Below are 22825 nucleotides of genomic sequence, written 5' to 3' on the forward strand. Positions count from 1 at the left end.
AAATGGATATCAAACTAAAAGATTTTGAAGGCCCGTTGGACCTGCTGCTCCACCTTGTATCTAAGTACCAGGTGGATATTTATGATGTGCCCATTACGGAGGTCATAGAGCAGTATCTGGCTTATGTGGCTACTTTGCAGGCCATGAAGCTGGAAGTGACGGGTGAGTACATGGTCATGGCCAGCCAGCTTATGCTGATTAAGAGCCGCAAGCTTTTGCCTAAGGTAGCGGATAATGCTGAGCTGGAAGATGATTTGGAGCAAGACCTCTTGAGTCAGATTGAGGAATACCGTAAGTTCAAGCTCTTGGGTGAGAAAATGTCGCTCCAGCATGATGACCGGGCACTTTATTATTCTAAGCCTAAGCTGGAGCTGGTTTATGAAGACGCTGAGCTCCTGCATGACAAGTCAACGATTGATCTTTTCTTGGCTTTTTCCAAGGTTATCGCCAAGAAGCAAGAGGAGTTTTCTAAGAGCCATACAACCATTGTGCGAGACGAGTACAAGATCGAGGACATGATGGAAGTGGTGCGTCAGCGCTGTGCTGGTAAGAGCCGTCTGGCTTTGCAGGAGATTTTTGCAGAGACCAAGGACATGAATGAAGTTATTACTCTCTTTCTGGCGACATTGGAATTGGTCAAGGTGCAGGAAGTGCAAGTCATTCAGGAAGAAAATTTTGGAAATATTTATTTAGTAGGAAGAGGAAATGAGTAAGTTAGCAGAGATTGAAGCCCTGCTTTTTGTTGCGGGAGAAGATGGACTCAAGGTTCATCAATTGGCAGAAATCCTTTCTTTGCCGCCGACCGGGGTTATTCAGAGTTTGGAGAAGTTGGCTGAGCAATATGAAGCCAATCCAGACTCTAGCCTGACCCTGCTGGAAACTTCAAAGACATACAAGCTGGTCACAAAGCCAGAGTTTGCTGAGATTCTGCGGGCCTATTCACGGGCTCCAATCAATCAAAGTCTGTCGCGGGCAGCGCTGGAGACCTTGTCTATCATTGCCTATAAGCAGCCGATTACAAGGGTAGAAATAGATGACATCCGCGGGGTTAATTCTAGTGGTGCTTTGGCTAAGCTCTTGGCTTTTGAACTGGTTCGAGAGGATGGCAAAAAGGAAGTCATTGGCCGGCCAAATCTCTATGTGACAACGGATTATTTCTTAGACTATATGGGAATCAATCACCTAGATGAGCTGCCGATTGTCGAAGAAACAGAGCTAGTTGCTGAAGAAAGCCAGCTCTTTATTGAAAGGACAGATATCGATGAGAATCAATAAATACATCGCTCATGCTGGGATAGCCAGCCGCCGTAAGGCAGAAGAGCTAATCAGGCAGGGGAAGGTCAGTATAAACGGCCAAGTGGTACGTGAGCTGGCGACGAACGTTAAGTCTGGCGACCGTGTGGAAGTAGAAGGCCAACCTATCTACAATGAGGAGAAGGTTTATTACCTCCTCAATAAGCCGCGCGGGGTTATCTCCTCTGTCAGTGATGACAAGGGACGTAAGACAGTCGTGGATCTTTTGCCTCAGGTCAAGGAGCGGATTTATCCAGTTGGTCGTTTGGATTGGGATACTTCTGGTATCCTCATTTTGACCAATGACGGGGACTTTACCGACGAGATGATTCATCCCCGAAATGAGATTGACAAGGTCTATGTGGCGCGTGTCAAAGGATTGGCTAATAAAGAAGTTCTTCGTCCTCTGACTCGCGGTATTGAGATAGAGGGGCGCAAAACCAAGCCAGCAGTTTATGAGATTATCAAGGTTGATCCGGCAAAAAATCGCTCGGTCGTTCAGTTGACCATCCATGAAGGCCGTAACCATCAGGTCAAGAAGATGTTCCAGGCGGTCGGACTGCAAGTGGATAAGCTGTCACGGACTCGCTTTGGTCATTTGGATCTGACGGGCCTCAAGCCTGGTGAGTATCGTAAGCTCAGTAAAAAAGAAGTCAGCCAACTGCACACACTGGCTGTAACCAAGACCAAGAAATGATAAAGAAACTGCTCATTGCTCCTGTCCGTTTTTATCAGCGCTTCATATCGCCTGCTTTTCCTCCATCTTGCCGCTTTCGGCCCACCTGCTCTAACTATATGATAGAGGCTATCCAGAAGCATGGTGCCAAAGGTGTTTTGATGGGCTTGGCGCGAATTCTCCGCTGCCATCCCTGGTCTCAACCAGGAGAGGATCCCGTACCAGACCATTTCAGTCTGAAAAGGAACGATACAAGAAAAAAGTCACACTAGCTATTTATCTAGTGTGACTTTTTTTATCTATAATCTCAGAGTGTTTCCTATCTTCTAGACCAAGTCTTAGGCAGGAAGAGCAGGAGAATCGGGTAGATTTCCAAACGTCCGCCAATCATGGCAAAGGACAGCAATAGCTTAGAAAAAGGACTGAAGATAGAAAAGGTATCCGTCGTCCCAATCATAGGACCGATATTGTTGAAGCAGGATAGAACACCACTGACAACTGTCATGAGATTGTTGTTATCCAGGCTGACGATGAAAACCAGCGCCAGCACGATCAAAACATAGGTTGCTAAATATTTGAGGACCTTGTGCTGGGTATCCTTATCTAAGACAGCACCATTAACATGCATGGTTAGGACCCGATTGGGTGATAAGGTAGAGAGGATTTGATTTTTGGCAATGCGGGAAATGATAATCCCCCGAATGACCTTGAATCCCCCAGCGGTTGATCCGGCCGAACCCCCGATACACATGAGCAGGAGCAGGATGACCTGAGAAAAGAGAGGCCACTTGACCGTATCACCATAGCCGAATCCAGTCGTTGTGATGATATTGGAAACCTGGAAGAAGGAAATCTCCACGCTCTTGGCAAAGCCTTGATAGAGGTGGAAGACATTAAAGGCAATCAAGGCAGTAGAAAGAAAGACAATCCAGAGATAGCCTCTAAGCTCTTCATCACCAAAGCAGGCCTTAAACTTGCGAATCAGCAAGTAATAGTAGAGATTAAAGTTGACCCCGAAAGCCAAGACCCCAAAGCTGACCAGATAAGTAATCAGTGAGCTGTTGTAATGGGCAATACCGTCATTGTAAACGGTGAATCCTCCTGTACCAGCTGTTCCCATGGCAATCACAAGGCTGTCAAAGAGCGGCATACCCGCTAGGAAATAAAGCAGGGCAAAGATAGCAAAGAGAGCTAGATAAATGATATAAAGGATCTGGGCCGTACTCTTGAGCTTGGACACAACCTTGCCAAAGACTGGTCCCGGAACTTCCGCTTTCATGACCTCCAAGTGGCCATTTTTAGCATTGTCCATAATAGCTAGGGCAAAGACCAGTACTCCCATCCCTCCGATTAAGTGGGTAAAGCTACGCCAGAAGAGAAGCGAATGAGAGAGAACGCCGACATCGTTGAGAATAGTCGCTCCCGTGGTTGTAAAGCCGGAGCTGACCTCAAAGAAGGCATCGATGATGTCCGGTATCTGACCAGAGAAGACAAAGGGCAGGGCTCCGAAGAAGGACCAGAGAATCCAACAAAGGGCTACAATCAGTACACCTTCCTTGGCGTAGATATGCAGGTCCTTGGGCTTGAAATAAGATCCTATGCCACCTAAAACTAGCAGGATAGCCATGGTCGCCCCGATAGAGAGAAAGACTTTTAAAGGCTCACCGTAGATTAGAGCGACAATAATGGGTACAATCAGCAGAGCCGCCTCAATCAGCAGTAATTTTGCCAGCAGGTAGCGAATCATAGATCTATTCATGTGGCCTACCTCGCTAACAGATCGTAAATCTGCGTGATATTTTGCAGCAGAGTGGTCACGACAATTTTATCTCCAACTTGCAGATTGTCATCGCCTGTAGGGAAGATAGCTTTACCTTGGCGGATAATAGCCGCAATCAGGACATCTTTCTTCAGATGAAGCTGAGATAGAGGAATACCAGTCATCTTGTTTTCTTCCTTGATTTGGAACTGCAGGGTCTCGATTTGGCCGTTGGCTACATGGTGCAGAGCTTCTAGGTTAGAGAACTGAGCATTGTAGCGACCGCGGATAAAGTGCATAACCGTATCAACAGCAATACCTTTTGGTGTCACGATGCTGGCAAAGTCTTGATTATCAATGATTTCCAACAAACTAGTCCGGTTGACCTTAGTGATGTTTTTCTGTACACCCAGATTATTAAGGAACATGGAAGTAATGATATTTTCTTCATCCACACCAGTCAGGGTAGCGATGGCATCAAAGTTATTGGCGCGTTCCTCCAGTAAGATATCCTTGGCAGTACCGTCTCCATGGACGACATAGAGATCAGGAAATTCCTGACTGAAAAAGGTTGCCCGTTCATGGTTAGATTCAATAACTTTGAGCTCGATTTTACTATTCTTGAGAATATTGAGCAAGTAATAAGCGATCTTGCCTGCCCCGATAATCATCAGGCTCTTAACCACTCTAGGACGTACCATATTGTGGAATTGAACAATGTCCAGGCGGTTACCTGTGACATAGATCTTGTCGCCGGCATCCAGAGTGAAGTCACCGTCAGGGATCTCCAAGTGACCTTTTCTCTCAATAGCACAGACAATGATATTTCCAAATTTTTTGCGGAACTGGGAAATACTCATCTGGCAGAGATTGCTGTCTTCCTTGAGTTTGAACTCCATCAGTGCCACTCGGCCATTGGCAAAGTGTTCTACTGACAGGGCGTTAGGGAAGTCAATAATATTAGCGATATAGCGAGCAGTTAAGAGTTCAGGATTGACCACCAGCGAGAAGCCTAGGATGTTCTTCTCCTTAAAATAAGAGTTAGAATATTCAGGATTACGCACCCGAACGACGGTTTCCTTAGCCCCCATCCGTTTGGCCAGAACAGCTGAAACCATGTTGACCTCATCATGCTCGGTCATAGAGATGAAGATGTCGCAGTGACTAACATTCGCTTGTTCTAAGATTTTGAAGTTGGCTCCATTGCCAGCAATACCAATAATGTCATAGCGCTTGGTAATCTGGTTGAGAACAGCCTCATCCTGCTCAATCAGGATAACATCATGATTTTCAGCCACTAGGGAGCGACAGAGGGCCGTTCCGACCTTCCCGCCGCCAACAACGATAATTTTCATAAGTTTAGATTCCTCCAAAGTATGTATCTATCATACTCTTTTTTCATTTAAATTTCATCTATAAAATACAGAATAGCTTGCTTATTTATAGAATTCCGAATATTTTTTTACCAAAATGGTATCTTCCTGTGATATTTTTAAAAAAAGTACAACTTTTTGAGCATTTTTTATTGACTTGTAGGCTGAAAGTGTTATACTAAATGAGTACCTTCATTGGTTTACCTCAAACCTGTTGTGATGTAAGTTAATGAAGCCTTAACCACGCTGTTTGCTGAGCTTGACTCCGGGCAGTGTGGCTATTTTTTTATCTAAAGAAAAATACTAGGAAAAATATTCTTATTATGAAAAATCATATTGTTCTTTTTGAACCTCAGATTCCGCAGAATACTGGCAATATTGCCCGTACTTGCGCCGCGACTAATTCACCGCTTCACATCATCAAGCCCATGGGTTTTCCCATTGATGACCGTAAGATGAAGCGGGCGGGATTGGACTATTGGGATAAGCTGAACATCACCTATTATGAGAGTTTAGAAGATTTTATGGAGCAGATGAACGGCAACCTTTATCTGATTTCTAAGTTTGCAGAGAAGGTCTATTCTGAGGAAAATTTTGAAGCAGAAGGTTCGCACTATTTTATGTTTGGTCGAGAGGACAAGGGTCTGCCAGAGGAATTTATGCGTCGTCATCCAGAGAAGGCACTGCGTATTCCCATGAATGATCAGCATGTTCGCAGCCTCAATGTTTCAAACACAGTCTGTATGATTGTTTATGAAGCCCTGCGCCAGCAGAATTTTGCTGGCTTAGATTTGGTACACGAGTATGAAGCGGACAAGCTGAAGTAGCGGAATGAATGTATCTAAGCAGTTAATTTTCCTAATAGATAGAACACTATTGTTGAAACATTTTTAATTACATCAATCAAATTGCTTGCTCTGGCAGGCTTTTTTTGTTATGATAATGATGTCTTCAGGGCAGGGTGAGATTCCCGACCGGCGGTAACTTTTGGCTTGGAAATGTTTTTTTCTCAATGCCAAATCAAGTCCGCGAGCGCAAGCTGATGTGGTGAGATTCCACAACCGACAGTATAGTCTGGATGGGAGAAGACGAGAGGCAGTGAAGCATTCTTGCCGTTTAATCTTTATTTAAGGGCTGAGCCTTATACTAAATAATCATTAGCTGACAAGCCTTTTTTCAGTGGCCTTTCCGGCTTCTCTAATTTTTATAAATTGGAGGAACCTGTGATGACAAATACTCGTAAGTTGGCGATTGTAGCAGTTTTATCTGCTCTATCATTTCTACTCATGTTTTATGAGATTCCCTTGATAACCGAGTTTCTAAAGTTGGATTTTTCAATTATTCCGATTTTACTGGCTTTGGTAGTCTTGGATTTAAAAAGCTCTCTAGCAGTGCTCTTGATTCGCTCTGTCTTAAAGCTAGCTTTGAATAATAATGGTGTAGGTACTCTAATCGGTCTACCCATGAATATACTAGCGGTAGCAGTCTTTGTTTGTGCTTTTTCCCTCTTGTGGAAAAAAAGGAAGAGCTTGTTTGACTATGTAAAGGCTTCTTTGGTAGCAACACTCGGTCTAACGATTACTATGATCGTTCTAAATGTCGTTTATGCTGTGCCTCTCTATGCGAGGTTTGCTGGTTTTGATATTAATAAAGCATTTGGTCTTTCCAAGTATCTGCTGACCATGATTGTCCCCTTTAACCTATTAGAAGGAGTGATCTGGGCTGCTGTCTTTTGGCTAATTTACAAACTCTTACAGCCCGTTCTAAAACGCTATGAAAAATAAACAATCTTATCTAACAAAGGGCTCTTTTGCCCTTTTACTTTTCGTCATGCTAGGCTACATGGTCAAGTTTTATCCTGAGCAGCTGACCAGCTTTGATACTCCGATTCAGACCTGGCTGCGGGGAGACTTACCTGCAACTTTGACGACATTTTTCAAACTTGTAACCAGTGTAATTGATCCGATGGGGATTATCATCTGGGTCTCGGCTCTTGTCCTTTTTTTTCTTTACAAAAAATGGAAGCTGGAGGCTGCCTTGCTAGCGGGAAATCTGGTCTTACATGGGATTTTGATTAAGCTGATTAAACTCGTCTACCAAAGAAGCCGGCCCAGTATTTCGCATTTGGTCAAAGAAGGTGGTTATTCTTTCCCGAGCGGACATGCCATGGCGACAGCCATTGTTGTTGGGACCTTGATTATCATTGTCCAGCAACGAATTCAAAACCAAAAAATCAAACGCTTGGTGCAAGCTTTGCTCCTGGTCTACATCTTAACTGTTATGGCATCCAGAGTCTATCTGGGCGTGCACTATCCGACAGATGTTATCGGAGGAGCCTTGATGGGCTTTGCCATCCTCAATATCGAATTTCCCTTTTATGACAAGCTGCGTTTTCAGTGGCGTTTCAAGGGAAAGCAGAAATAAATAGAGATGAGAAAGGCTGGCTTTGCCAGCCTTTTTGTCTTGACAAAGAAAGTCTCTTTCTTTATGATAGGAGCAAACTAGTTTAGGAGGCTAGCATGTCCAATTTAAATAGAGAACTCATCGATGCTGTTTTGGCATTAGTAGATAGCATTCCCTCTGGGCGCGTGGCGACCTATGGCCAGCTTGCCCGTTTGATTGGGCGGCCTAAAAACGCTCGCTTGGTGGGAAAGATTCTCAGTCAGTCGGAACTTTATGGTAGCAAGCATCCTTGCCACCGGGTAGTCAATGCAGCAGGGCGCCTCGCACCAGGCTGGGAAGACCAGAAACACTTGCTTTGGGCAGAAGGAGTGGACTTGAAGGCTAATGGCTGTGTGGATCTCAAGCATTATCAATGGGAGGAATGATTTCCTTCTTTCCTTGTGAAAGAGGGAATTTTTGTTTCTAAACTCTTTTTTGTGGTAGAATGAAAGGTATGAAATCTTACAATTCATTGAATGATTATTATCGAAAACTTTTTGGTGAAAAAACTTTTAAGGTGCCTATTGATGCGGGCTTTGACTGTCCCAATCGGGATGGTACGGTAGCGCATGGAGGCTGTACCTTCTGTACCGTTTCAGGCTCGGGCGATGCCATTGTGGCACCAGATGCGCCTATTCGCGAGCAGTTTTATAAGGAAATTGACTTTATGCACCGCAAGTGGCCGGATGTTCGCAAGTATCTGGTCTATTTCCAGAACTTCACCAATACTCATGAGAAGCTTGAAGTAATCCGCGAGCGCTATGAGCAAGCCATTAATGAGCCAGGCGTCGTTGGACTTAATATCGGTACTCGGCCGGACTGTTTGCCCGACGAGACCATTGCCTACTTGGCTGACTTGTCTGAGCGTATGCATGTGACTGTAGAGTTGGGCCTTCAGACTACCTATGAGGAGACTTCGGATCTCATCAACCGTGCCCATTCTTATGAGCTCTATGTGGAGACGGTCCAGCGAGTCCGTAGGCTGGCTCCCAAGGCGGAGATTGTCTCTCACTTGATTAACGGCCTGCCGGGAGAGACCCATGAGATGATGCTGGAGAATGTCCGCCGCTGTGTGACGGACAATGACATTCAGGGGATCAAGCTTCACCTGCTTCACTTGATGACCAATACCCGCATGCAGAGGGATTATCATGAGGGGCGGCTGCAGCTGCTCAGTCAGGAGGAGTATGTCTCCATCGTCTGCGACCAACTGGAGATTATCCCCGAGCATATCGTCATCCACCGCATCACTGGAGACGCCCCGCGAGATATGTTGATTGGCCCCATGTGGAGCCTCAATAAATGGGAAGTTCTCAATGCCATCGAGGCAGAAATGCGTCGTCGTGGCAGCAAGCAAGGCTGTAAAGCAAAGGAGCAGAGATTCGTATGTTAAGACCCTTACAGATGGCCCATGCCTTTTTGGCAGAAGTCGTGACCAAGGAAGACACCGTAGTGGATGCTACTATGGGCAACGGGCATGACACCCTTTTTCTAGCTAAGTTGGCCAAGCAAGTCTACGCTTTTGACATTCAGGAGCAGGCTGTAGAAAAGACTCGCCAGCGCTTGGCAGAAGCGGACTTGGACAATGCTCAGTTAATCTTGGCTGGCCATGAGACTCTGGACCAATACACAGACCAGTTCAAGGCTGCCATTTTTAATCTTGGCTACCTGCCTTCGGCGGACAAGTCTGTCATTACCCGCCCTGATACGACGCTGGAAGCTTTGGAAAAAGTCTGTCAAAGCTTAGAAAAAGGCGGTCGTGCAGCGATCATGATTTACTACGGGCATGAAGGTGGCGAAGTTGAAAAAGATGCGGTGCTAGACTTCGTCAGTCAGCTGCCTCAACAGGACTTCACCGTTGCCCTCTACAAGACCGTCAATCAGATTAACAATCCGCCTTTCTTGGTCATGATTGAGAAATTGAGAGAAGGAACTTGAGATACAATAAGGATACAGAGAGAAAAGCCAGATAATAGGAGCTTTCAGTACTGTATCCTTATTTTTTAAATCGTGAAAATCGAATAATTAGGTCTAAATGAAGAGAATTGAGGTGTGTGTAAATTTAAAATCTTATATTTTCTTACATAGAAGATATAAGACTTTTGACATTTTTCAATTTATATGATATTCTATGACTGTAAAATCAAAAAACGTCACAGCGTTTTTAGGAGGAAGTTATGGCTACTGCTTTTACTACTGAAGAAAAAGAAGTAATTAGAAAGAAATTACATAAAGTTGCAAAGGAATGCCTTCAAAGATATGGGGTTAAGAAAACCACAGTTGACCAGATGGCAGCAATGGTAGATATTTCCAAAGGTTCTTTTTATAATTTTTATTCCTCAAAAGAAATGTTATTTTTTGCGGTCTTAGAAGAATATCAAATAGATGTTATGAATCGCCTGACAGAACAATTAGATATGGAAGCCAAGATAGATACAAATCGTCTGGTAGAGTTACTTTATGATTTTTATCAAGGTTTTCGCTATTCATTTATGTATACCATATTTAAAAATCATGAAATGGAATTACTCGTAAGAAAATTACCAAAAGAGGCGATAACAAATCATCACCTGATAGATGATAGGATGGTTAAAAAAATTGTATCCCGAATAAACATTAGAGAAAATGTATCGGTAGAAATCGTCTCTGCTTTATTTAGAACGATTGCTATGACTATTCTACACATCGAGGAAATAGGTGAAAAACAATTTGATACTACATTGAAGTTAGTCATACAAGGAGTTGTGGAACAAATTACTAAGGAGGATAGGTAATGGTGAAAGAAGCAATTAGAACCGCAAACCTTTCTAAAAGATATGGAACAAAAAATGTTGTCAACAACTTGAATCTATCAATAAAAAGTGGTGAAATAGTAGGTTTTTTAGGACTAAATGGTGCAGGGAAAACAACGACGATGAGAATGATGCTAGGATTGATAAAATCTACATCAGGAGAATGTTATATCCAAGGAAAAAAGTTAGACCTGAGTAATTTAGAACTTCGAAATGAAATAGGTTATATTATTGAGACACCTTATTCTTATCCAGACTTAACTGTGAGAGAAAATTTAGAAATCGTTAGTAAATTAAGAGGGGTTAATAAAGATAATATTGACTGGGTAATTGAAAAATTAAAACTAAAGCAATATGAACATAAACAGGAGAAGCATCTTTCTTTAGGAAATGTTGCGCGTTTAGGAATTGCAAAAGCGATTATTCATAAACCTAAAATTCTAATTCTTGATGAGCCAACAAATGGATTAGACCCTTTTGGAGTTATTGAAGTGAGGGAACTATTAAAGGAATTAGCAAATAATTTCGGCACAACTGTTCTTATTTCAAGTCATAATCTGGAAGAAATATCTAAAATTGCTACTAGGATAGTTATTGTACATGAGGGCAGACTTATAAGAGAAGTTGAAAGCAATGAATTAGAACAGTACTTAGAAAAGAGGTTACTAGTAACTGGATCTAATAATAAGGCCATGAAAGAAGTATTATCTAACCATGGCTATCATGTAAACATTCAATCAGACACAGAAAATAATATCGATTTCTTAGAACTAATTGATAAAAAATCTGTGGAATATCCGGAAGAAATTGCTACATTGCTAGTTAATGCAGGTTATCCACCCAAATCGCTGGCTGTTGAAAAAGAAGATTTAGAGCATTATTTCTTAAGAATACTGAATGACTATAATGGAGGTGTTTCGAATGAAAAAGCTTAGTTCCTGTATTTTAATTGAATGGAAAAAGTTAATAAAATCAAAACTTTCCATCGTAACTGCTTGTTCTATCTGTTTAGTTCCTTTTATTGTTGGGTTGTTTGCAACTATGATGAAATATCCAGAGAATTTCAAAAATCTTGGTTTGATTTCTGCAAAAATGGAAATGATGAGGATAACAGACTGGTCGTCGTACTTAATGACCGTATCACAAGTCATTTCTGTTGGGGGATTGCTCATTTTTGGATTTACAGCATCTTGGATTTTTGGTAGAGAATATTCTGATAAAACGATGATAGACTTATTAGCACTCCCGATGAAAAGAGATACAATCGTATTATCCAAGTTTATCGTTATCGCTCTATGGAGCTATATTCTATCAATTTTTGCTCTTTTATTAGGATTATTAGCTGGCAATCTGATTGGACTTGAGGGTGGGAGCTTAATGGTGATTTTCAAAGGTATACTTACTTTTGTTTTTTGTACTACTCTTACGATCGTACTCTCTACTCCAGTGGCTTTTTTTGCTTGTTTAGGCCGGGGATATTTGTCTCCATTGGCATTTATTATTTTTACTATTATTTTTTCTCAGCTTGGTTCTGCTCTTAACTTTGGGAAATACATTCCATGGGCGATTCCTGCACTCGCAAGTGGTATTGCAGGAAAAGCACTATTGAATTTTGGGAGCATTGTCAGTTTATTTGGGGTAAGTATTCTAGGTCTTATCGCAACAATAGCTTGGTGGAGATATGCTGATTACGATTAAAATGAAGTGATGAAAATGCTAATAACACGAAACTAAGTCTTATTCATTTCCATTCAAAACAACCCCTCCTGTTCAGATTGAAAAACAAGAGGGGTTATATTATGACAATCGAAAGTTTTGGGGGAGAGGGGACTATGTGAATATCGTTGGCCTAAATGAAAAGATAGTTTCTAATATACGTGATTTGGAAAAAATGACCTTGTCTTTGATAAGTTAAGTGTCAAAGCGTTCTCAGATGGCAGTTTTAGAACAAGGTAAAATCCCGTTTTCACGGGTGGTTATGACTTCTCAAAATGAGAAAAAAGCAGTAAACCTTTGTGATTTACTGTTTTAAACATTCTTCGATTTAATTAGACAAACTAGGATTTATAGTCCATTCGCATGAGCCAATTTATGCTCCTGGCTATTTATATAATCTTCGTGTTTGTGATTATGTCTCTCCTCATTTCCGAAGTGCTTATGTTCATGTTCATGACTGATGACATGAGTATGAGTCACGCCGTTATGTGTATGAACAATCGTATGCGTATGCTCATGAAGATGATGCTTTACCATAGTGTCATATACTACAAATACCGTTCCTAGCAACATCAGAGCCAGCCCTATAAAATATTCTAGAGCCAATTTTTCTCCATTTACTGCAAAGGCTAAAAATGATCCCACAAACGGTGCTACAGCATAAAAAGAACTTGTCTTAGCTGCACCTAAGTCTCTTTGCGCTCTTATATAAAGAAAAATACTTAATCCGTATGCTACAAATCCTAATAGCATAACTTCGGCAATGTATTTGATTTCTGGAATCTTTTCGCCAAGTAGCAATGCAATAGTAAATGAACCTCCGCCAGAAAAAATGCCTTTTAGCAAAACAATCTCATATGTGCTTTTATCTGACATCTTTCTTGTACAGTTATTCTCAAGTCCCCAGCAACAGGTTGCCAGTATCACAAAAAAAGAACCTATAGAAAACTGGAAACTATCACTTCCCTCAAATGACAAAACAATACTAGATAGCGTAATAAATCCAATGGCAATCCACAGCTTTCTTGATACCTTCTCCTTGAAAAACAGTAATGCCATTAACGCAGTCGCCACAATTTCAAAATTACCAAGGAGTGACGCATTAGATGCTGTTCCCATTTTTATACCTATCATTAAAAATATAGGGGCGGCTATATCTAATCCAATCATTCCGATTGTATAGGGTAAATCCTGCTTTGTAAGTCTCTCTGATTTTTTCTCTTTTTTTATGTGAAATAAATACATTATTCCAACGCCAAGACCAGTACCAAGATAAAGAAAAGCGGCAATAAAAGTTGGTGTAACATTATTCAAAAGAACTTTTGAAAATGGCGTGTTAATTGCATAAAATCCAGCTGCTAACAGTGCTAATATAACTGCACTCGTCTTTGTTTTCTGCTTCAACATTTGTCATCCCCTTTGCTCTGTATATTCTAATTCGCTTCCCTAAACATTTTTACTATTATATCATATATTTACTTAATGTTAGAGCCCTAGCTCTTGCTTCTTAACCTGTGTTAGTCCTCTATTTTCTTTTACTAGTGTCTCTAAACAATTTCTAACACTTTTAGCTCTTTCCATTTAATATAGAATTTCGGTTTTGACTTTGACTACATCGCATCAATACTCTTGCCTCTTCAAAATGCCTGTTAGGGTTGCTTTATTCCAGTTATTGCGATTTTCTTCATTCAAAAATTAGTGACGCTTTTATTTTGAAAAATAAGCAAAAAAGCAGTAAACCATTGCAATTTACTGCTTTAAAAATTCTTCTATTCATTTAGACAATTCTTATGTTTCATCGTCTTTGCGACTCCACTATTCATGATACCACGATAATCTCACTAGCAATCATGAGTAGAAATGTTATTCCCAAACTCTAATTTGACGCATTGCAGATGATTCTCATTTCACATACTACATCTGAAATGCTGTTATCCAAAAACATATTGCAGCTATAAGTGAAAGAGGAGTCATAACATATTTTTCTTTCTTACTTTTTGAAATCATGTTCATAATCGTATTCAAGGATAGGTAAGCGGCAAAGAAGAAACAAATATATTTAGTAACCTTGAAAGACAGCCACAGGGGAATAAAACCTCCGGCTTGCAAAATAATGATCATGGCAAAAATTTGAATAGCTATCGAAATGACTGCCGCAAGTCTAAATTTCTTAGGTAAGATTTTATGTTGTCCACCCATTGTATATTCGCCCAAAGGCAGACCGCAAGCAACAAGAACTGTCATAATTGCTATAATTCCAAATAATACTGCACCTAATATTGAAAACATAAATCACTATTCTCCCTTCGTAAAATCTAAAAAGTTTCAGTTACAAATTCAACTTTGTGTCACTTAATATCCCTATAAAATTATAAGAAATTCTTATCAAGTGTTCAAGTTTTATAGGTTTTTCTCAAGCTGGTCTGTTGATTTCCCTTTTCCTTTGTTCTTCCACCAATCGCTCAGGTCGACTAAGGATTGAGCGGCGGAAGGGATGAGAAGGAGGACATAGATATAGACATACTGGCTCTTGGTTTCCCAGAAGAAGTGGAAGAGGCCGCCCCCCAATAGAAAGATGAAGGGATAGAGGTCGAAAGGCGTCAGCTTTTCCTCGGCAACGAAAAATTTATGAAGGATAAAGAAACAGGAGAGCAGATAGATACTGGCTAGCAGGGTCAAGAGCAGGAAATTAACAATCTGATAACCTTTTCTTTCCTCATAAATGCTGCGTAGGATAGCTGGTTTCATGTATTGCTGGCGCTCAATCTGAGGTCCAGTCCAAATAGACTGAAAAGTCGGCTCAGTCCAGGTAGACTTGACCTTTTCGTAGAAGAATTTCAGCGCATAAGCCGGATGCTTACTGAAGTGAATCAAAATGTCCTTCAAATCCCGAGTGGCCATTTCTGTAGCCAAATTTTCATCATATTTGTTGCGCTTGAGAATCTTGGTATTGTAGGCATCGTACCAGCCTCCTAAGGTCTGCCGATTGGGATCATCCCGCAGGCCCATAGTGATGTAGGCGATTTTTGGGGTACCGACACCAATCTTGCCCCCAATCAGCTGCTCATAGTAGGCCGTCAGAGCCTTGTTTGAAAGAACGATGCCGGCTAAAATCAGGATGATAGTCATTGGTTTCTTCCAAGACCATTTATAAAAGATGGACAGGAAGCAGACTCCAATCAGCATAATGGCAAAGATAATGTAGTTGTTGCGCAGGAGGCAGGCCAGACTGATGCTAGCAGCTCCCAGCAAGGCATAGAGCAGGTTTCCTTTCTGATCCAGCTTGATAAAAGCATAGAGACTGAGCAGACAGAAGAAGAGCCCAGGAATGGTACCGTAGACAAAGAGGATGAAAAATAGCTGTGGTAAAAAGAGAAAGGTCAGCAGAATCGTGTATTTCTGAATCATTTCTCTGGCATTGAGCAGGGCTGTAATCTTGTAAATCAAGAAATGACTGAGTAAAGTCCAGACGACATTCATGCTAAAGGCAAACTGAGTCGTCGGAGAAATAAAAGCATAAAGTCGCTCCAGAGTCATCAGCCCTAGCTGATGGGGATTGCGATACATGTAGCTTCCGACGGTTGTCAGCGAGCTGTAATCTCCTCGGTTAAAGGCTAGTGCTGCATTGAAAACGTGCTTGGCGTCAGCTCGGATGCGGCCATCGTAGGCCGTTATCAGAAAAATCGCTGCTGCTATAAAGATGAGGGACAGAAACCAAAAAAGATGCTTGGTCTGAACCTTTTCCAGCAGGGGCCGGATTAAAAAGAGGCTGAGGAGAAAGAACAGGAGGATAGGGTAGAAATACCAAGGATTACTGACGAATTGGACTCCTTCAGCAATCCTCAAAGGGATGTAAGTATGGGACAGCAGAATCTGCCCAGACAGGAAAAGCAAGGCAATGGCAGTCATGGTCAGAATCAGGAAGTAGCCCAGGTTGAAGATGGTATTAGAAAATTGCTTCATGAGGACCTGACCTCCACCTTGACGAAATAGCGGTCTTCTCCCAGCTCAATCAGCTCGACTGGCTGGGGATAAAATCGATCCATGACCTCTTTTTGAAAAATGTCTTCTTTAGGACCTTGGGCAATAATCTCTCCTTCTTTTAGGAGCAGGACATGATCCATAGTAGCAGTGATTTCTTCTACATGGTGGGTGACATAGAGGATGGTTGGAGCTTGATTCATCTGTGTAATCTTACCAATTTGATCCAGCAGGCGCTCGCGGGCAAAGAGATCCAGACCGCTGGTCGCTTCGTCTAAGATAAGCAGTTCTGGCTTTTCCATGAGACTGCGCGCAATTAGCAAGAGCTGCTTTTCCCCTTGAGACAGACTGGCGTAGCTTCGGCCAATTAATTCTTGCCCACCAATGGAGGTCAGCATTTCTCTAGCTTGATCCAGCTCTGCTTGTCCATAAGGAGCATAGAGTATACTGCTTTTATACTTGCCTGTCAGGACGATTTCTTCGGTAGTGAGATGGCTGGGCAGGCGCTCAGCAATGAAGGAGCCGACTACTCCAATCTTAGTTCTCAGCTGAGGAATGTCGCCGGCACCAAATTCAGTACCGAGAACCGTTACCTTGCCCTGAGTCTTCCAATGCTCAGCCATGAGCAGGCGCAGGAGAGTAGACTTTCCAGAACCGTTGAGACCGAGAATAGCCCAATGCTCCCCCTTTTTCACCTGCCAGTTGAGATCTTTTAAGATGGTCCGGCCTTGTTTAGCCAAGCTTACATTTTCCAGTTTGATAATCTTTTTCATTTTTACTCTTTCTTTCGTTAAATCTCCTTTATTATAACAAAATTTATGGTAAAATAACTGATAGGAGGAGTCAAATGTTTCATAAAAGTAAGCTGATGTTTTGGACCAGTGAGGTCCTTTTGCTAACGATTATCTTCTTTATCTGGCGCCAGATGGGGGATATGATAACCCCAATTGTTAGCGTTGTGAACACAATCTTGATTCCCTTTCTTGTGGGAGGATTTCTTTACTATATTACGAATCCGCTGGTGAAATTTCTCCAGGAAAAGCTCAAAATCAACCGAATGATTGGGATTCTGATGACGCTCAGCCTTTTGTTTGGCTTGATTGCTTTGGGCGTTATTTACCTCTTGCCGATTTTGATTAATCAGCTGAGCAGCTTAATTAATTCAACGCAAGGCCTTTATTGGGAAATTCAAAGTTTTGTCAATCAATTATCTAAAAATCCGCTCTTTCGAAATCTGAATATCCAGTCCACTATCCAGCAGCTCAACCTGTCTTATGTGGATATTCTGCAGAATATTCTCAACAGTGTGACCAACAGTCTGGGCAGCGTTCTGTCAGCAGTTGTCAATACGCTGATGATTTTGATTATGACGCCGATTTTCTTGGTTTACTTCCTCATGGACGGCCATAAGCTCCTACCCATGCTGGAGCGGACAGTCCTCAAGCGCGATAAGCTCAATATCTCTAGTTTGCTGACCAATCTCAATGCTACTGTTGCCCGCTATATCAGTGGAATTTCAATCGATGCCCTGATTATCGGTGCTCTGGCCTATATTGGCTATAGCGTGATTGGGCTTAAGTACGCTTTGGTCTTTGCCATTTTCTCCAGTCTGGCTAATCTGATTCCTTATGTAGGACCGAGCATCGGCTTGATTCCCATGGTCATTACGTATGCCTTTACCGATCCTCAGAAGATGGTGGCAGCCTTGATTTACATGCTGATTATCCAGCAGGTAGATGGCAATATCCTCTATCCCCGTATCGTTGGTGGTGTGATGAAGGTTCATCCTATTACCATCATGGTGCTCTTACTCTTATCCAGCAATATCTATGGCGTGCTAGGGATGATTGTGGCAATCCCGACCTATTCTATCCTCAAGGAAATCGCTAAATTCTTGGCTAATCTCTATGACAATCACAAGGAAGCCCAGCAGCAGAAGAAGAACGAAGAGTTTGGGATTATTAATAAATAAGGATGAGTTTCGGAATTGATTAATTCCAGAGTCTCGATACCAGAAAATAAGACGGAAGGAAGACCTTCCGTCTTATTTTCATTTCCTGTGCACTAAATTTAAAAATATGATATAATCAGGTTTACCTATACTTTTCGAGGAGAAAGAATCAATGGAAGACCCTGGCAGTCAGAATATTTTATGGCAAGCCTTACTACTGTTTATATTGACTTTGTTAAATGCCTTTTTCTCAGCAGCTGAGATGGCAATGGTATCGCTCAATCGAGCGCGTGTGGAGCAAAAGGCTGAAGAGGGGGACCTCAAGTATATCCGTCTCTTGGCAGTCTTAGAAAGCCCCAATAACTTCTTATCAACTATTCAGGTTGGGATTACAGTTATCAATATCCTGTCTGGGGCCAGCTTTGCGGATAATCTGGGAAAACTGTTCTCTTCTTGGATGGGAAATTCCGAAACAGCACGTGCTATCGGAACTTTCTTGGCTTTGGTCTTGTTGACATATATTTCTATTGTTTTGGGCGAGCTTTATCCTAAGCGCATTGCCATGAACCTGAAAGACAATCTAGCTGTGCGGGCTGCACCAGTTATTATTTTTCTTGGCAAGATTGTCAGTCCCTTCGTTTGGTTGCTGTCAGCGTCGACTAATCTACTGAGCCGGATAACCCCGATGAAGTTTGATGATGCAGACGAAAAGATGACACGGGATGAGATTGAGTATATGCTAACCAATAGTGAGGAGACCTTGGATGCAGATGAGATTGAGATGCTGCAGGGGATTTTCTCTCTGGATGAGCTGATGGCGCGTGAACTGATGGTGCCGCGGACGGATGCCTTTATGGTGGACATTCAGGATGACACCAAAGAAATTATCGAAAGCATTCTCAAACAGAGTTTTTCGCGGATTCCCGTCTATGATGGGGATAAGGACAATGTCATCGGTCTGATTCATACCAAGCGATTGCTTAATGAAGGATTCATCAATGGTTTTGACAATATCGTTCTGCGTAAGATTTTGCAGGAGCCGCTCTTTGTACCGGAAACCATGTTTGTCGATGATTTGCTTAAGGAGCTGCGCAATACGCAAAATCAAATGGCGATTCTCTTGGATGAGTATGGCGGAATGGCTGGTCTGGTCACACTGGAAGATCTCTTGGAGGAGATTGTCGGTGAGATTGATGATGAGACTGACAAGGCTGAAATCGAAGTCCATGAAATCGGTGAGAATACCTACATCGTATTAGGAACCATGACTCTCAATGACTTTAATGAATATTTTGAAGTTGAAATTGAAAGCGACGATGTGGATACGATAGCTGGTTATTACTTGACTTGTGTAGGAACTATTCCAGACCCGAAAGAACGCATTAGTTACAAAGTTGAAAGTCAGAATAAGCAACTCATTTTGACCAATGACAAGGTTAAAAATGGCCGTGTCACAAAGGTTAAGGTTAAAATTTCGGAAATTGTTGAAGAAGCAGAAAAGGCTGAGAAATAACCTCAGTCTTTTAAGTTTCCTTCAAGTTTTTTATAAGTCTGTCTTAAGTTTCTGGGATTATACTAATACCATCAAAATAGAAATGAGGACAGTCCAATGACATCTAAAGTTACCCTATATGATAAGCAAGTATTGACATTCTCACAGGAGCAAAAGTAGGAAAGGAAGTAATAAGAATCAGTAACGTTTAAAAAGCAGCAGAAGCCCTTAACTAATTTTTTCATATAAATCTCCTAAAACAAGTAAAAAGAAATTTTGAGGCTCTTTGTCGCTCCAAAACAAAGCAGCCTTAGACTACTCATAAAAGAAACCACCTCTGCCAGCTGGAAGGCAGGGGTGGTTTTGTGGTCTGGATGGGGAACTCAAGGTTATTCTTTCTGACGCTTAGCAAAATCCACAAAGCGAAATTTGTCGAGCTTGTGGCGGCTCTCTGTATATTGAAACTGGCGGCCATCTGCCAGATAGACCTGAGATTTGACAGAGACAACCTGCTGGTCCTTGCCTAGGTCCATGAGAATCTTGTCTCGGTCATTGGCGTGGTCAATGGTAAATTCCTTTTTGGCATAGGCAATGTTGAGTTTTAAGTCATTTTCCAAATAGGCATAAATGGACTGCTCAGCGATTTCCCTTGTCAAGTGTGGGACGATACCCTTGTCTAAATAGTCAATATCTAATACAGAGGCGACTTGGTCTACAACGCGCTGACGGACGATTCGCCAAACCAGTCGGTAGGGAGGGAAGCCAGTGATGTCGGATAGTTTCTGATCTACGGTAATCTTTTCCAAGCTGACAACATTGGTTTTGGACTGCATATTATTCTGCTTGACTACTTCTTGATAGCTGGTCAGCTTAGACACTGGAAAGTCAAACTGTTCCTGCTTGACGACTTTGGAACCCTGTCCGCGGACCTTTTCAATCAATCCTTCTTCCTGCAGCATGGCCAGAGCCTTGCGCACCGTGTCGCGGCTGACCTGGTAGTCTTCTGTCAGCTGGTGTTCGCTGGGTAAGAAATCTCCGACTGCATAACGTTCCTCTAAAATATCTTTCTCAATCTGTTTGAACAATTGTTTGTATTTCTTCATCACAAACTCCACTTGTTTTCTTTTTTACATACAACATAGAAAATTTTATCAAAAATGAGGGCTTTTTTCAACAAACAACTTGCATACATCTTTGAAATCGATTACAATAATTTGTAGAGATGTGTTGAAAAACTAACTCGTAAAAAATATAAGGAGAGTGCTGGATTCTCATTCAGCCAGTAGTCAAATGGGAAAATTTGAGAAGGAAGCCAAAGATCTGCTTGATGCAATCGGCGGCAAAGAGAATGTCACAGCAGTTAGCCATTGTGCAACGCGGATGCGATTTGTACTTGGCGACGATAAAAAGGCCAACGTCAAGGCCATTGAGGCAATCCCAGTGGTCAAGGGAACTTTCACAAATGCTGGGCAATTCCAAGTCATCATTGGAAATGATGTACCAATCTTTTACAATGACTTCACTGCTGTATCAGGTATTGAGGGAGTATCAAAAGAAGCAGCCAAGTCTGCTGCTAAGAGTAAGCAAAATCCTCTTCAGCGGGTTATGGCCACTCTGGCGGAAATTTTTACACCCTTGATTCCAGCCTTGATTGTCGGAGGGTTGATCCTTGGTTTTCGTAATGTCCTTGAAGGCGTTCACATTGAAGCTTTGGGTAGAAAGATTGTTGACGGAGTTGCACAAGTAAAAAATGGGCAGCCCGTTTATAATACAATTGTTGATGTGTCCAAATTCTGGAGCAATGTTAATGACTTTCTTTGGCTGCCGGCACAAGCAGTATTCCACTTCTTACCAGTGGGGATTACTTGGTCTATCTCCCGTAAGATGGGAACCAGTCAGATTCTTGGGATTGTCTTAGGGATTTGTTTGGTTTCTCCACATTTGTTGAATGCTTATGAGGTAGCCAATACCTCTAAAGCTGTGATTGCTAAAGACTTCACTTGGTATTTTGGGATACTTGAGTTTCACAAATATGGTTACCAAGGTCAGGTCATTCCAGCTCTCTTGTCTGGTCTGTCTCTCTCTTACTTAGAAATTTTCTGGCGTAAACGGATTCCAGAAGTGATTTCTATGATTTTTGTTCCTTTGCTTTCTCTGCTTCCAGCTCTGATTTTGGCTCACACGGTTTTAGGTCCTTTTGGCTGGTGGGTTGGACAAGGAATGTCTAAGTTCGTATTTCTTGGTTTGACAGGTTCATTCAAATGGTTGTTTGGTGCAGTATTTGGTGCCCTTTATGCTCCGTTTGTGATTACAGGTCTTCACCATATGACCAATGCCATTGATACACAGTTAGCCAATGATTATGGTGGAACAGCTCTTTGGCCCATGATTGCTCTGTCTAATATTGCTCAAGGTTCGGCTGTATTTGCCTACTATCTCATGCATCGTCGTGATGAAAGAGAGGCACAAATTTCGCTTCCAGCAACCATTTCAGCTTACCTTGGAGTTACTGAGCCAGCTCTCTTCGGGGTCAATGTCAAGTACGTTTATCCATTTGTGGCGGGGATGATTGGTTCGTCTATTGCCGGAGTCTTGTCCCTTAGCTTTAATGTTACAGCAACTGGTATTGGTGTCGGAGGCTTACCAGCTATCCTTTCTATTCAAGCAAACTACTGGCTTCCTTTCCTTCTAGTTATGCTTGTAGCAATCCTTGTACCAATGTTCCTGACCTTCTTCTTCCACAAGACAGGCTTCTTAACGAAGGCAGAGGAAGATCCAGAATTGCAGGCAGAGTTTGCAGCCCAGGAAGAGGCAGAATTTGCCGGGCCATCCAAAGCCGAGTCGTCTCCAGAGGTGAAAGCAGCTGATTCATTAGCTCCTGTAACGATTACTAGTCCGCTGGCAGGAGAAGTCAAAGAATTGAGTCAGGCAACAGATCCTGTCTTTGCACAAGGTTTGATGGGGCGTGGAGTTGTCATTGTTCCTAGCCAAGGTGAGTTGGTTTCACCAGTTAATGGTAGAGTAACAGTCTTCTTTCCAACCAAGCATGCCATCGGCATCTTGTCAGATGAAGGTGTTGAAATCCTGATGCATATCGGAATGGACACTGTTAATCTGGAGGGCAAAGGATTTGAAGGTTATGTGTCTCAGGGAGATAAGGTCAAGGTTGGCGACAAGCTCATTTCCTTTGATATAGACATGATCAAGAAAGCGGGCTATGTAACGGAAACACCAGTTATCATTACGAACTCAGACAAGTATCAGGTGGAGGAGCTTGAACAACTTCCTCAGGCAGTTGAGCGAGGCAGTCAGTTGATGGCAGCTAATCCACTTTAAAGAAAAATGAAATG

23 protein-coding genes and 1 riboswitch are annotated in these 22825 nt (G+C 42.2%); of the genes, 16 read left to right on the top strand and 7 right to left on the bottom strand.

What is annotated here, in order from left to right; translation table 11 throughout:
• Positions 1 to 2: 2 nt before the first annotated feature.
• The 4 genes from K1I80_RS00265 to yidD are packed head-to-tail and all read left to right on the top strand — an operon-like array spanning position 3 to position 2241.
• The gene (locus K1I80_RS00265) at positions 3 to 713 is read left to right on the top strand and encodes a segregation/condensation protein A (RefSeq protein WP_125409148.1); all 711 of its coding nucleotides are present in this window, start codon (positions 3 to 5) and stop codon (positions 711 to 713) included.
• Complete coding sequence (gene scpB / locus K1I80_RS00270) at positions 706 to 1275, top strand: SMC-Scp complex subunit ScpB (RefSeq protein WP_002894610.1); 570 nt, start codon at positions 706 to 708, stop codon at positions 1273 to 1275. The genes K1I80_RS00265 and scpB overlap by 8 nt, the downstream gene beginning before the upstream one ends.
• On the top strand, positions 1262 to 1990 hold the full coding sequence (locus tag K1I80_RS00275; RefSeq protein WP_002894611.1) for a pseudouridine synthase: 729 nt from the start codon (positions 1262 to 1264) through the stop codon (positions 1988 to 1990). Before scpB ends, K1I80_RS00275 begins: the two co-directional genes overlap by 14 nt.
• Positions 1987 to 2241: a membrane protein insertion efficiency factor YidD gene (yidD, locus tag K1I80_RS00280; RefSeq protein WP_081102867.1), complete on the top strand. Its 255-nt coding sequence runs from the start codon at positions 1987 to 1989 to the stop codon at positions 2239 to 2241. The genes K1I80_RS00275 and yidD overlap by 4 nt, the downstream gene beginning before the upstream one ends.
• 47 nt (positions 2242 to 2288) lie before the next feature.
• On the opposite strand, the gene K1I80_RS00285 is transcribed toward yidD, so the two are convergent.
• Both K1I80_RS00285 and trkA read right to left on the bottom strand, forming a co-directional pair.
• Entirely contained in the window at positions 2289 to 3728 is a 1440-nt protein-coding gene (locus tag K1I80_RS00285) for a TrkH family potassium uptake protein (protein ID WP_002913134.1), read from the bottom strand.
• A gap of 5 nt (positions 3729 to 3733) precedes the next feature.
• Positions 3734 to 5083 (bottom strand): Trk system potassium transporter TrkA, encoded by a 1350-nt coding sequence (gene trkA / locus K1I80_RS00290; RefSeq protein ID WP_223313417.1) that lies wholly within the window; start codon positions 5081 to 5083, stop codon positions 3734 to 3736.
• Positions 5084 to 5424: 341 nt separating this feature from the next.
• On the opposite strand from trkA, the gene K1I80_RS00295 reads away from it, so the two are divergent.
• The 9 genes from K1I80_RS00295 to K1I80_RS00335 all read left to right on the top strand — a co-directional run bounded on the left by K1I80_RS00295 (position 5425) and on the right by K1I80_RS00335 (position 12033).
• Positions 5425 to 5928, top strand: coding sequence for a tRNA (cytidine(34)-2'-O)-methyltransferase (locus K1I80_RS00295; protein ID WP_223313416.1), 504 nt, complete (start codon positions 5425 to 5427; stop codon positions 5926 to 5928).
• 116 nt (positions 5929 to 6044) lie between these two features.
• A riboswitch (FMN riboswitch) is annotated at positions 6045 to 6195 on the top strand.
• Positions 6196 to 6327: 132 nt separating this feature from the next.
• Positions 6328 to 6885: an ECF transporter S component gene (locus tag K1I80_RS00300; protein ID WP_223313448.1), complete on the top strand. Its 558-nt coding sequence runs from the start codon at positions 6328 to 6330 to the stop codon at positions 6883 to 6885.
• A complete protein-coding gene (locus tag K1I80_RS00305) occupies positions 6875 to 7525 on the top strand; it encodes a phosphatase PAP2 family protein (RefSeq protein ID WP_223313415.1) in 651 nt (216 codons plus the stop codon). The genes K1I80_RS00300 and K1I80_RS00305 overlap by 11 nt, the downstream gene beginning before the upstream one ends.
• 95 nt (positions 7526 to 7620) lie before the next feature.
• Positions 7621 to 7929, top strand: coding sequence for an MGMT family protein (locus K1I80_RS00310; protein WP_223313414.1), 309 nt, complete (start codon positions 7621 to 7623; stop codon positions 7927 to 7929).
• 59 nt (positions 7930 to 7988) lie between these two features.
• Complete coding sequence (locus K1I80_RS00315; protein WP_075202670.1) at positions 7989 to 8936, top strand: TIGR01212 family radical SAM protein; 948 nt, start codon at positions 7989 to 7991, stop codon at positions 8934 to 8936.
• Positions 8930 to 9481: a class I SAM-dependent methyltransferase gene (locus K1I80_RS00320; RefSeq protein ID WP_223312383.1), complete on the top strand. Its 552-nt coding sequence runs from the start codon at positions 8930 to 8932 to the stop codon at positions 9479 to 9481. Before K1I80_RS00315 ends, K1I80_RS00320 begins: the two co-directional genes overlap by 7 nt.
• Positions 9482 to 9720: 239 nt before the next feature.
• Complete coding sequence (locus K1I80_RS00325) at positions 9721 to 10317, top strand: TetR/AcrR family transcriptional regulator (protein WP_398578156.1); 597 nt, start codon at positions 9721 to 9723, stop codon at positions 10315 to 10317.
• Positions 10317 to 11270 carry an ABC transporter ATP-binding protein gene (locus K1I80_RS00330; RefSeq protein WP_223312382.1) on the top strand — a complete coding sequence of 318 codons (954 nt, stop codon included), beginning with the start codon at positions 10317 to 10319 and terminating at the stop codon, positions 11268 to 11270. Before K1I80_RS00325 ends, K1I80_RS00330 begins: the two co-directional genes overlap by 1 nt.
• Positions 11257 to 12033, top strand: coding sequence for an ABC transporter permease (locus K1I80_RS00335; RefSeq protein WP_223312381.1), 777 nt, complete (start codon positions 11257 to 11259; stop codon positions 12031 to 12033). Before K1I80_RS00330 ends, K1I80_RS00335 begins: the two co-directional genes overlap by 14 nt.
• Before the next feature lie 366 nt (positions 12034 to 12399).
• Here K1I80_RS00335 and K1I80_RS00340 read toward each other — a convergent pair whose 3' ends face one another.
• The 4 genes from K1I80_RS00340 to K1I80_RS00355 form a co-directional block, all read right to left on the bottom strand.
• Positions 12400 to 13458: a DMT family transporter gene (locus K1I80_RS00340; protein WP_223312380.1), complete on the bottom strand. Its 1059-nt coding sequence runs from the start codon at positions 13456 to 13458 to the stop codon at positions 12400 to 12402.
• Between the two features lie 507 nt (positions 13459 to 13965).
• Positions 13966 to 14340: a hypothetical protein gene (locus tag K1I80_RS00345; RefSeq protein ID WP_223312379.1), complete on the bottom strand. Its 375-nt coding sequence runs from the start codon at positions 14338 to 14340 to the stop codon at positions 13966 to 13968.
• A 111-nt stretch (positions 14341 to 14451) separates the two neighbouring features.
• Complete coding sequence (locus K1I80_RS00350; RefSeq protein WP_223312378.1) at positions 14452 to 16014, bottom strand: beta-carotene 15,15'-monooxygenase; 1563 nt, start codon at positions 16012 to 16014, stop codon at positions 14452 to 14454.
• Complete coding sequence (locus K1I80_RS00355; RefSeq protein ID WP_223312377.1) at positions 16011 to 16805, bottom strand: ABC transporter ATP-binding protein; 795 nt, start codon at positions 16803 to 16805, stop codon at positions 16011 to 16013. The genes K1I80_RS00350 and K1I80_RS00355 overlap by 4 nt, the downstream gene beginning before the upstream one ends.
• 74 nt (positions 16806 to 16879) lie before the next feature.
• On the opposite strand from K1I80_RS00355, the gene K1I80_RS00360 reads away from it, so the two are divergent.
• Positions 16880 to 18004 carry an AI-2E family transporter gene (locus K1I80_RS00360; RefSeq protein ID WP_002923582.1) on the top strand — a complete coding sequence of 375 codons (1125 nt, stop codon included), beginning with the start codon at positions 16880 to 16882 and terminating at the stop codon, positions 18002 to 18004.
• Between the two features lie 151 nt (positions 18005 to 18155).
• Positions 18156 to 19496: a hemolysin family protein gene (locus tag K1I80_RS00365; RefSeq protein ID WP_049544221.1), complete on the top strand. Its 1341-nt coding sequence runs from the start codon at positions 18156 to 18158 to the stop codon at positions 19494 to 19496.
• Between the two features lie 368 nt (positions 19497 to 19864).
• On the opposite strand, the gene treR is transcribed toward K1I80_RS00365, so the two are convergent.
• On the bottom strand, positions 19865 to 20578 hold the full coding sequence (gene treR / locus K1I80_RS00370) for a trehalose operon repressor (RefSeq protein ID WP_049544219.1): 714 nt from the start codon (positions 20576 to 20578) through the stop codon (positions 19865 to 19867).
• A gap of 187 nt (positions 20579 to 20765) precedes the next feature.
• Between treR and treP the strand changes: the two genes are divergently transcribed.
• Positions 20766 to 22811 (top strand): PTS system trehalose-specific EIIBC component, encoded by a 2046-nt coding sequence (treP, locus tag K1I80_RS00375; protein ID WP_223313413.1) that lies wholly within the window; start codon positions 20766 to 20768, stop codon positions 22809 to 22811.
• The last annotated feature ends 14 nt before the right edge of the window (positions 22812 to 22825 follow it).

Origin of the sequence: Streptococcus sanguinis, from assembly GCF_019929225.1 — a bacterium.
GTDB classification, from domain to species: Bacteria; Bacillota; Bacilli; order Lactobacillales; family Streptococcaceae; genus Streptococcus; species Streptococcus sanguinis_J.

What these genes read in the sequence shown, in the direction of transcription:
- K1I80_RS00265 (WP_125409148.1), top strand. Translation starts at nt 3, where the DNA reads ATGGATATCAAACTAAAAGATTTTGAAGGCCCGTTGGACCTGCTGCTC.
- scpB (WP_002894610.1), top strand. Translation starts at nt 706, where the DNA reads ATGAGTAAGTTAGCAGAGATTGAAGCCCTGCTTTTTGTTGCGGGAGAA.
- K1I80_RS00275 (WP_002894611.1), top strand. Translation starts at nt 1,262, where the DNA reads ATGAGAATCAATAAATACATCGCTCATGCTGGGATAGCCAGCCGCCGT.
- yidD (WP_081102867.1), top strand. Translation starts at nt 1,987, where the DNA reads ATGATAAAGAAACTGCTCATTGCTCCTGTCCGTTTTTATCAGCGCTTC.
- K1I80_RS00285 (WP_002913134.1), bottom strand. Translation starts at nt 3,728, where the DNA reads ATGAATAGATCTATGATTCGCTACCTGCTGGCAAAATTACTGCTGATT.
- trkA (WP_223313417.1), bottom strand. Translation starts at nt 5,083, where the DNA reads ATGAAAATTATCGTTGTTGGCGGCGGGAAGGTCGGAACGGCCCTCTGT.
- K1I80_RS00295 (WP_223313416.1), top strand. Translation starts at nt 5,425, where the DNA reads ATGAAAAATCATATTGTTCTTTTTGAACCTCAGATTCCGCAGAATACT.
- K1I80_RS00300 (WP_223313448.1), top strand. Translation starts at nt 6,328, where the DNA reads ATGACAAATACTCGTAAGTTGGCGATTGTAGCAGTTTTATCTGCTCTA.
- K1I80_RS00305 (WP_223313415.1), top strand. Translation starts at nt 6,875, where the DNA reads ATGAAAAATAAACAATCTTATCTAACAAAGGGCTCTTTTGCCCTTTTA.
- K1I80_RS00310 (WP_223313414.1), top strand. Translation starts at nt 7,621, where the DNA reads ATGTCCAATTTAAATAGAGAACTCATCGATGCTGTTTTGGCATTAGTA.
- K1I80_RS00315 (WP_075202670.1), top strand. Translation starts at nt 7,989, where the DNA reads ATGAAAGGTATGAAATCTTACAATTCATTGAATGATTATTATCGAAAA.
- K1I80_RS00320 (WP_223312383.1), top strand. Translation starts at nt 8,930, where the DNA reads ATGTTAAGACCCTTACAGATGGCCCATGCCTTTTTGGCAGAAGTCGTG.
- K1I80_RS00325 (WP_398578156.1), top strand. Translation starts at nt 9,721, where the DNA reads ATGGCTACTGCTTTTACTACTGAAGAAAAAGAAGTAATTAGAAAGAAA.
- K1I80_RS00330 (WP_223312382.1), top strand. Translation starts at nt 10,317, where the DNA reads ATGGTGAAAGAAGCAATTAGAACCGCAAACCTTTCTAAAAGATATGGA.
- K1I80_RS00335 (WP_223312381.1), top strand. Translation starts at nt 11,257, where the DNA reads ATGAAAAAGCTTAGTTCCTGTATTTTAATTGAATGGAAAAAGTTAATA.
- K1I80_RS00340 (WP_223312380.1), bottom strand. Translation starts at nt 13,458, where the DNA reads ATGTTGAAGCAGAAAACAAAGACGAGTGCAGTTATATTAGCACTGTTA.
- K1I80_RS00345 (WP_223312379.1), bottom strand. Translation starts at nt 14,340, where the DNA reads ATGTTTTCAATATTAGGTGCAGTATTATTTGGAATTATAGCAATTATG.
- K1I80_RS00350 (WP_223312378.1), bottom strand. Translation starts at nt 16,014, where the DNA reads ATGAAGCAATTTTCTAATACCATCTTCAACCTGGGCTACTTCCTGATT.
- K1I80_RS00355 (WP_223312377.1), bottom strand. Translation starts at nt 16,805, where the DNA reads ATGAAAAAGATTATCAAACTGGAAAATGTAAGCTTGGCTAAACAAGGC.
- K1I80_RS00360 (WP_002923582.1), top strand. Translation starts at nt 16,880, where the DNA reads ATGTTTCATAAAAGTAAGCTGATGTTTTGGACCAGTGAGGTCCTTTTG.
- K1I80_RS00365 (WP_049544221.1), top strand. Translation starts at nt 18,156, where the DNA reads ATGGAAGACCCTGGCAGTCAGAATATTTTATGGCAAGCCTTACTACTG.
- treR (WP_049544219.1), bottom strand. Translation starts at nt 20,578, where the DNA reads ATGAAGAAATACAAACAATTGTTCAAACAGATTGAGAAAGATATTTTA.
- treP (WP_223313413.1), top strand. Translation starts at nt 20,766, where the DNA reads ATGGGAAAATTTGAGAAGGAAGCCAAAGATCTGCTTGATGCAATCGGC.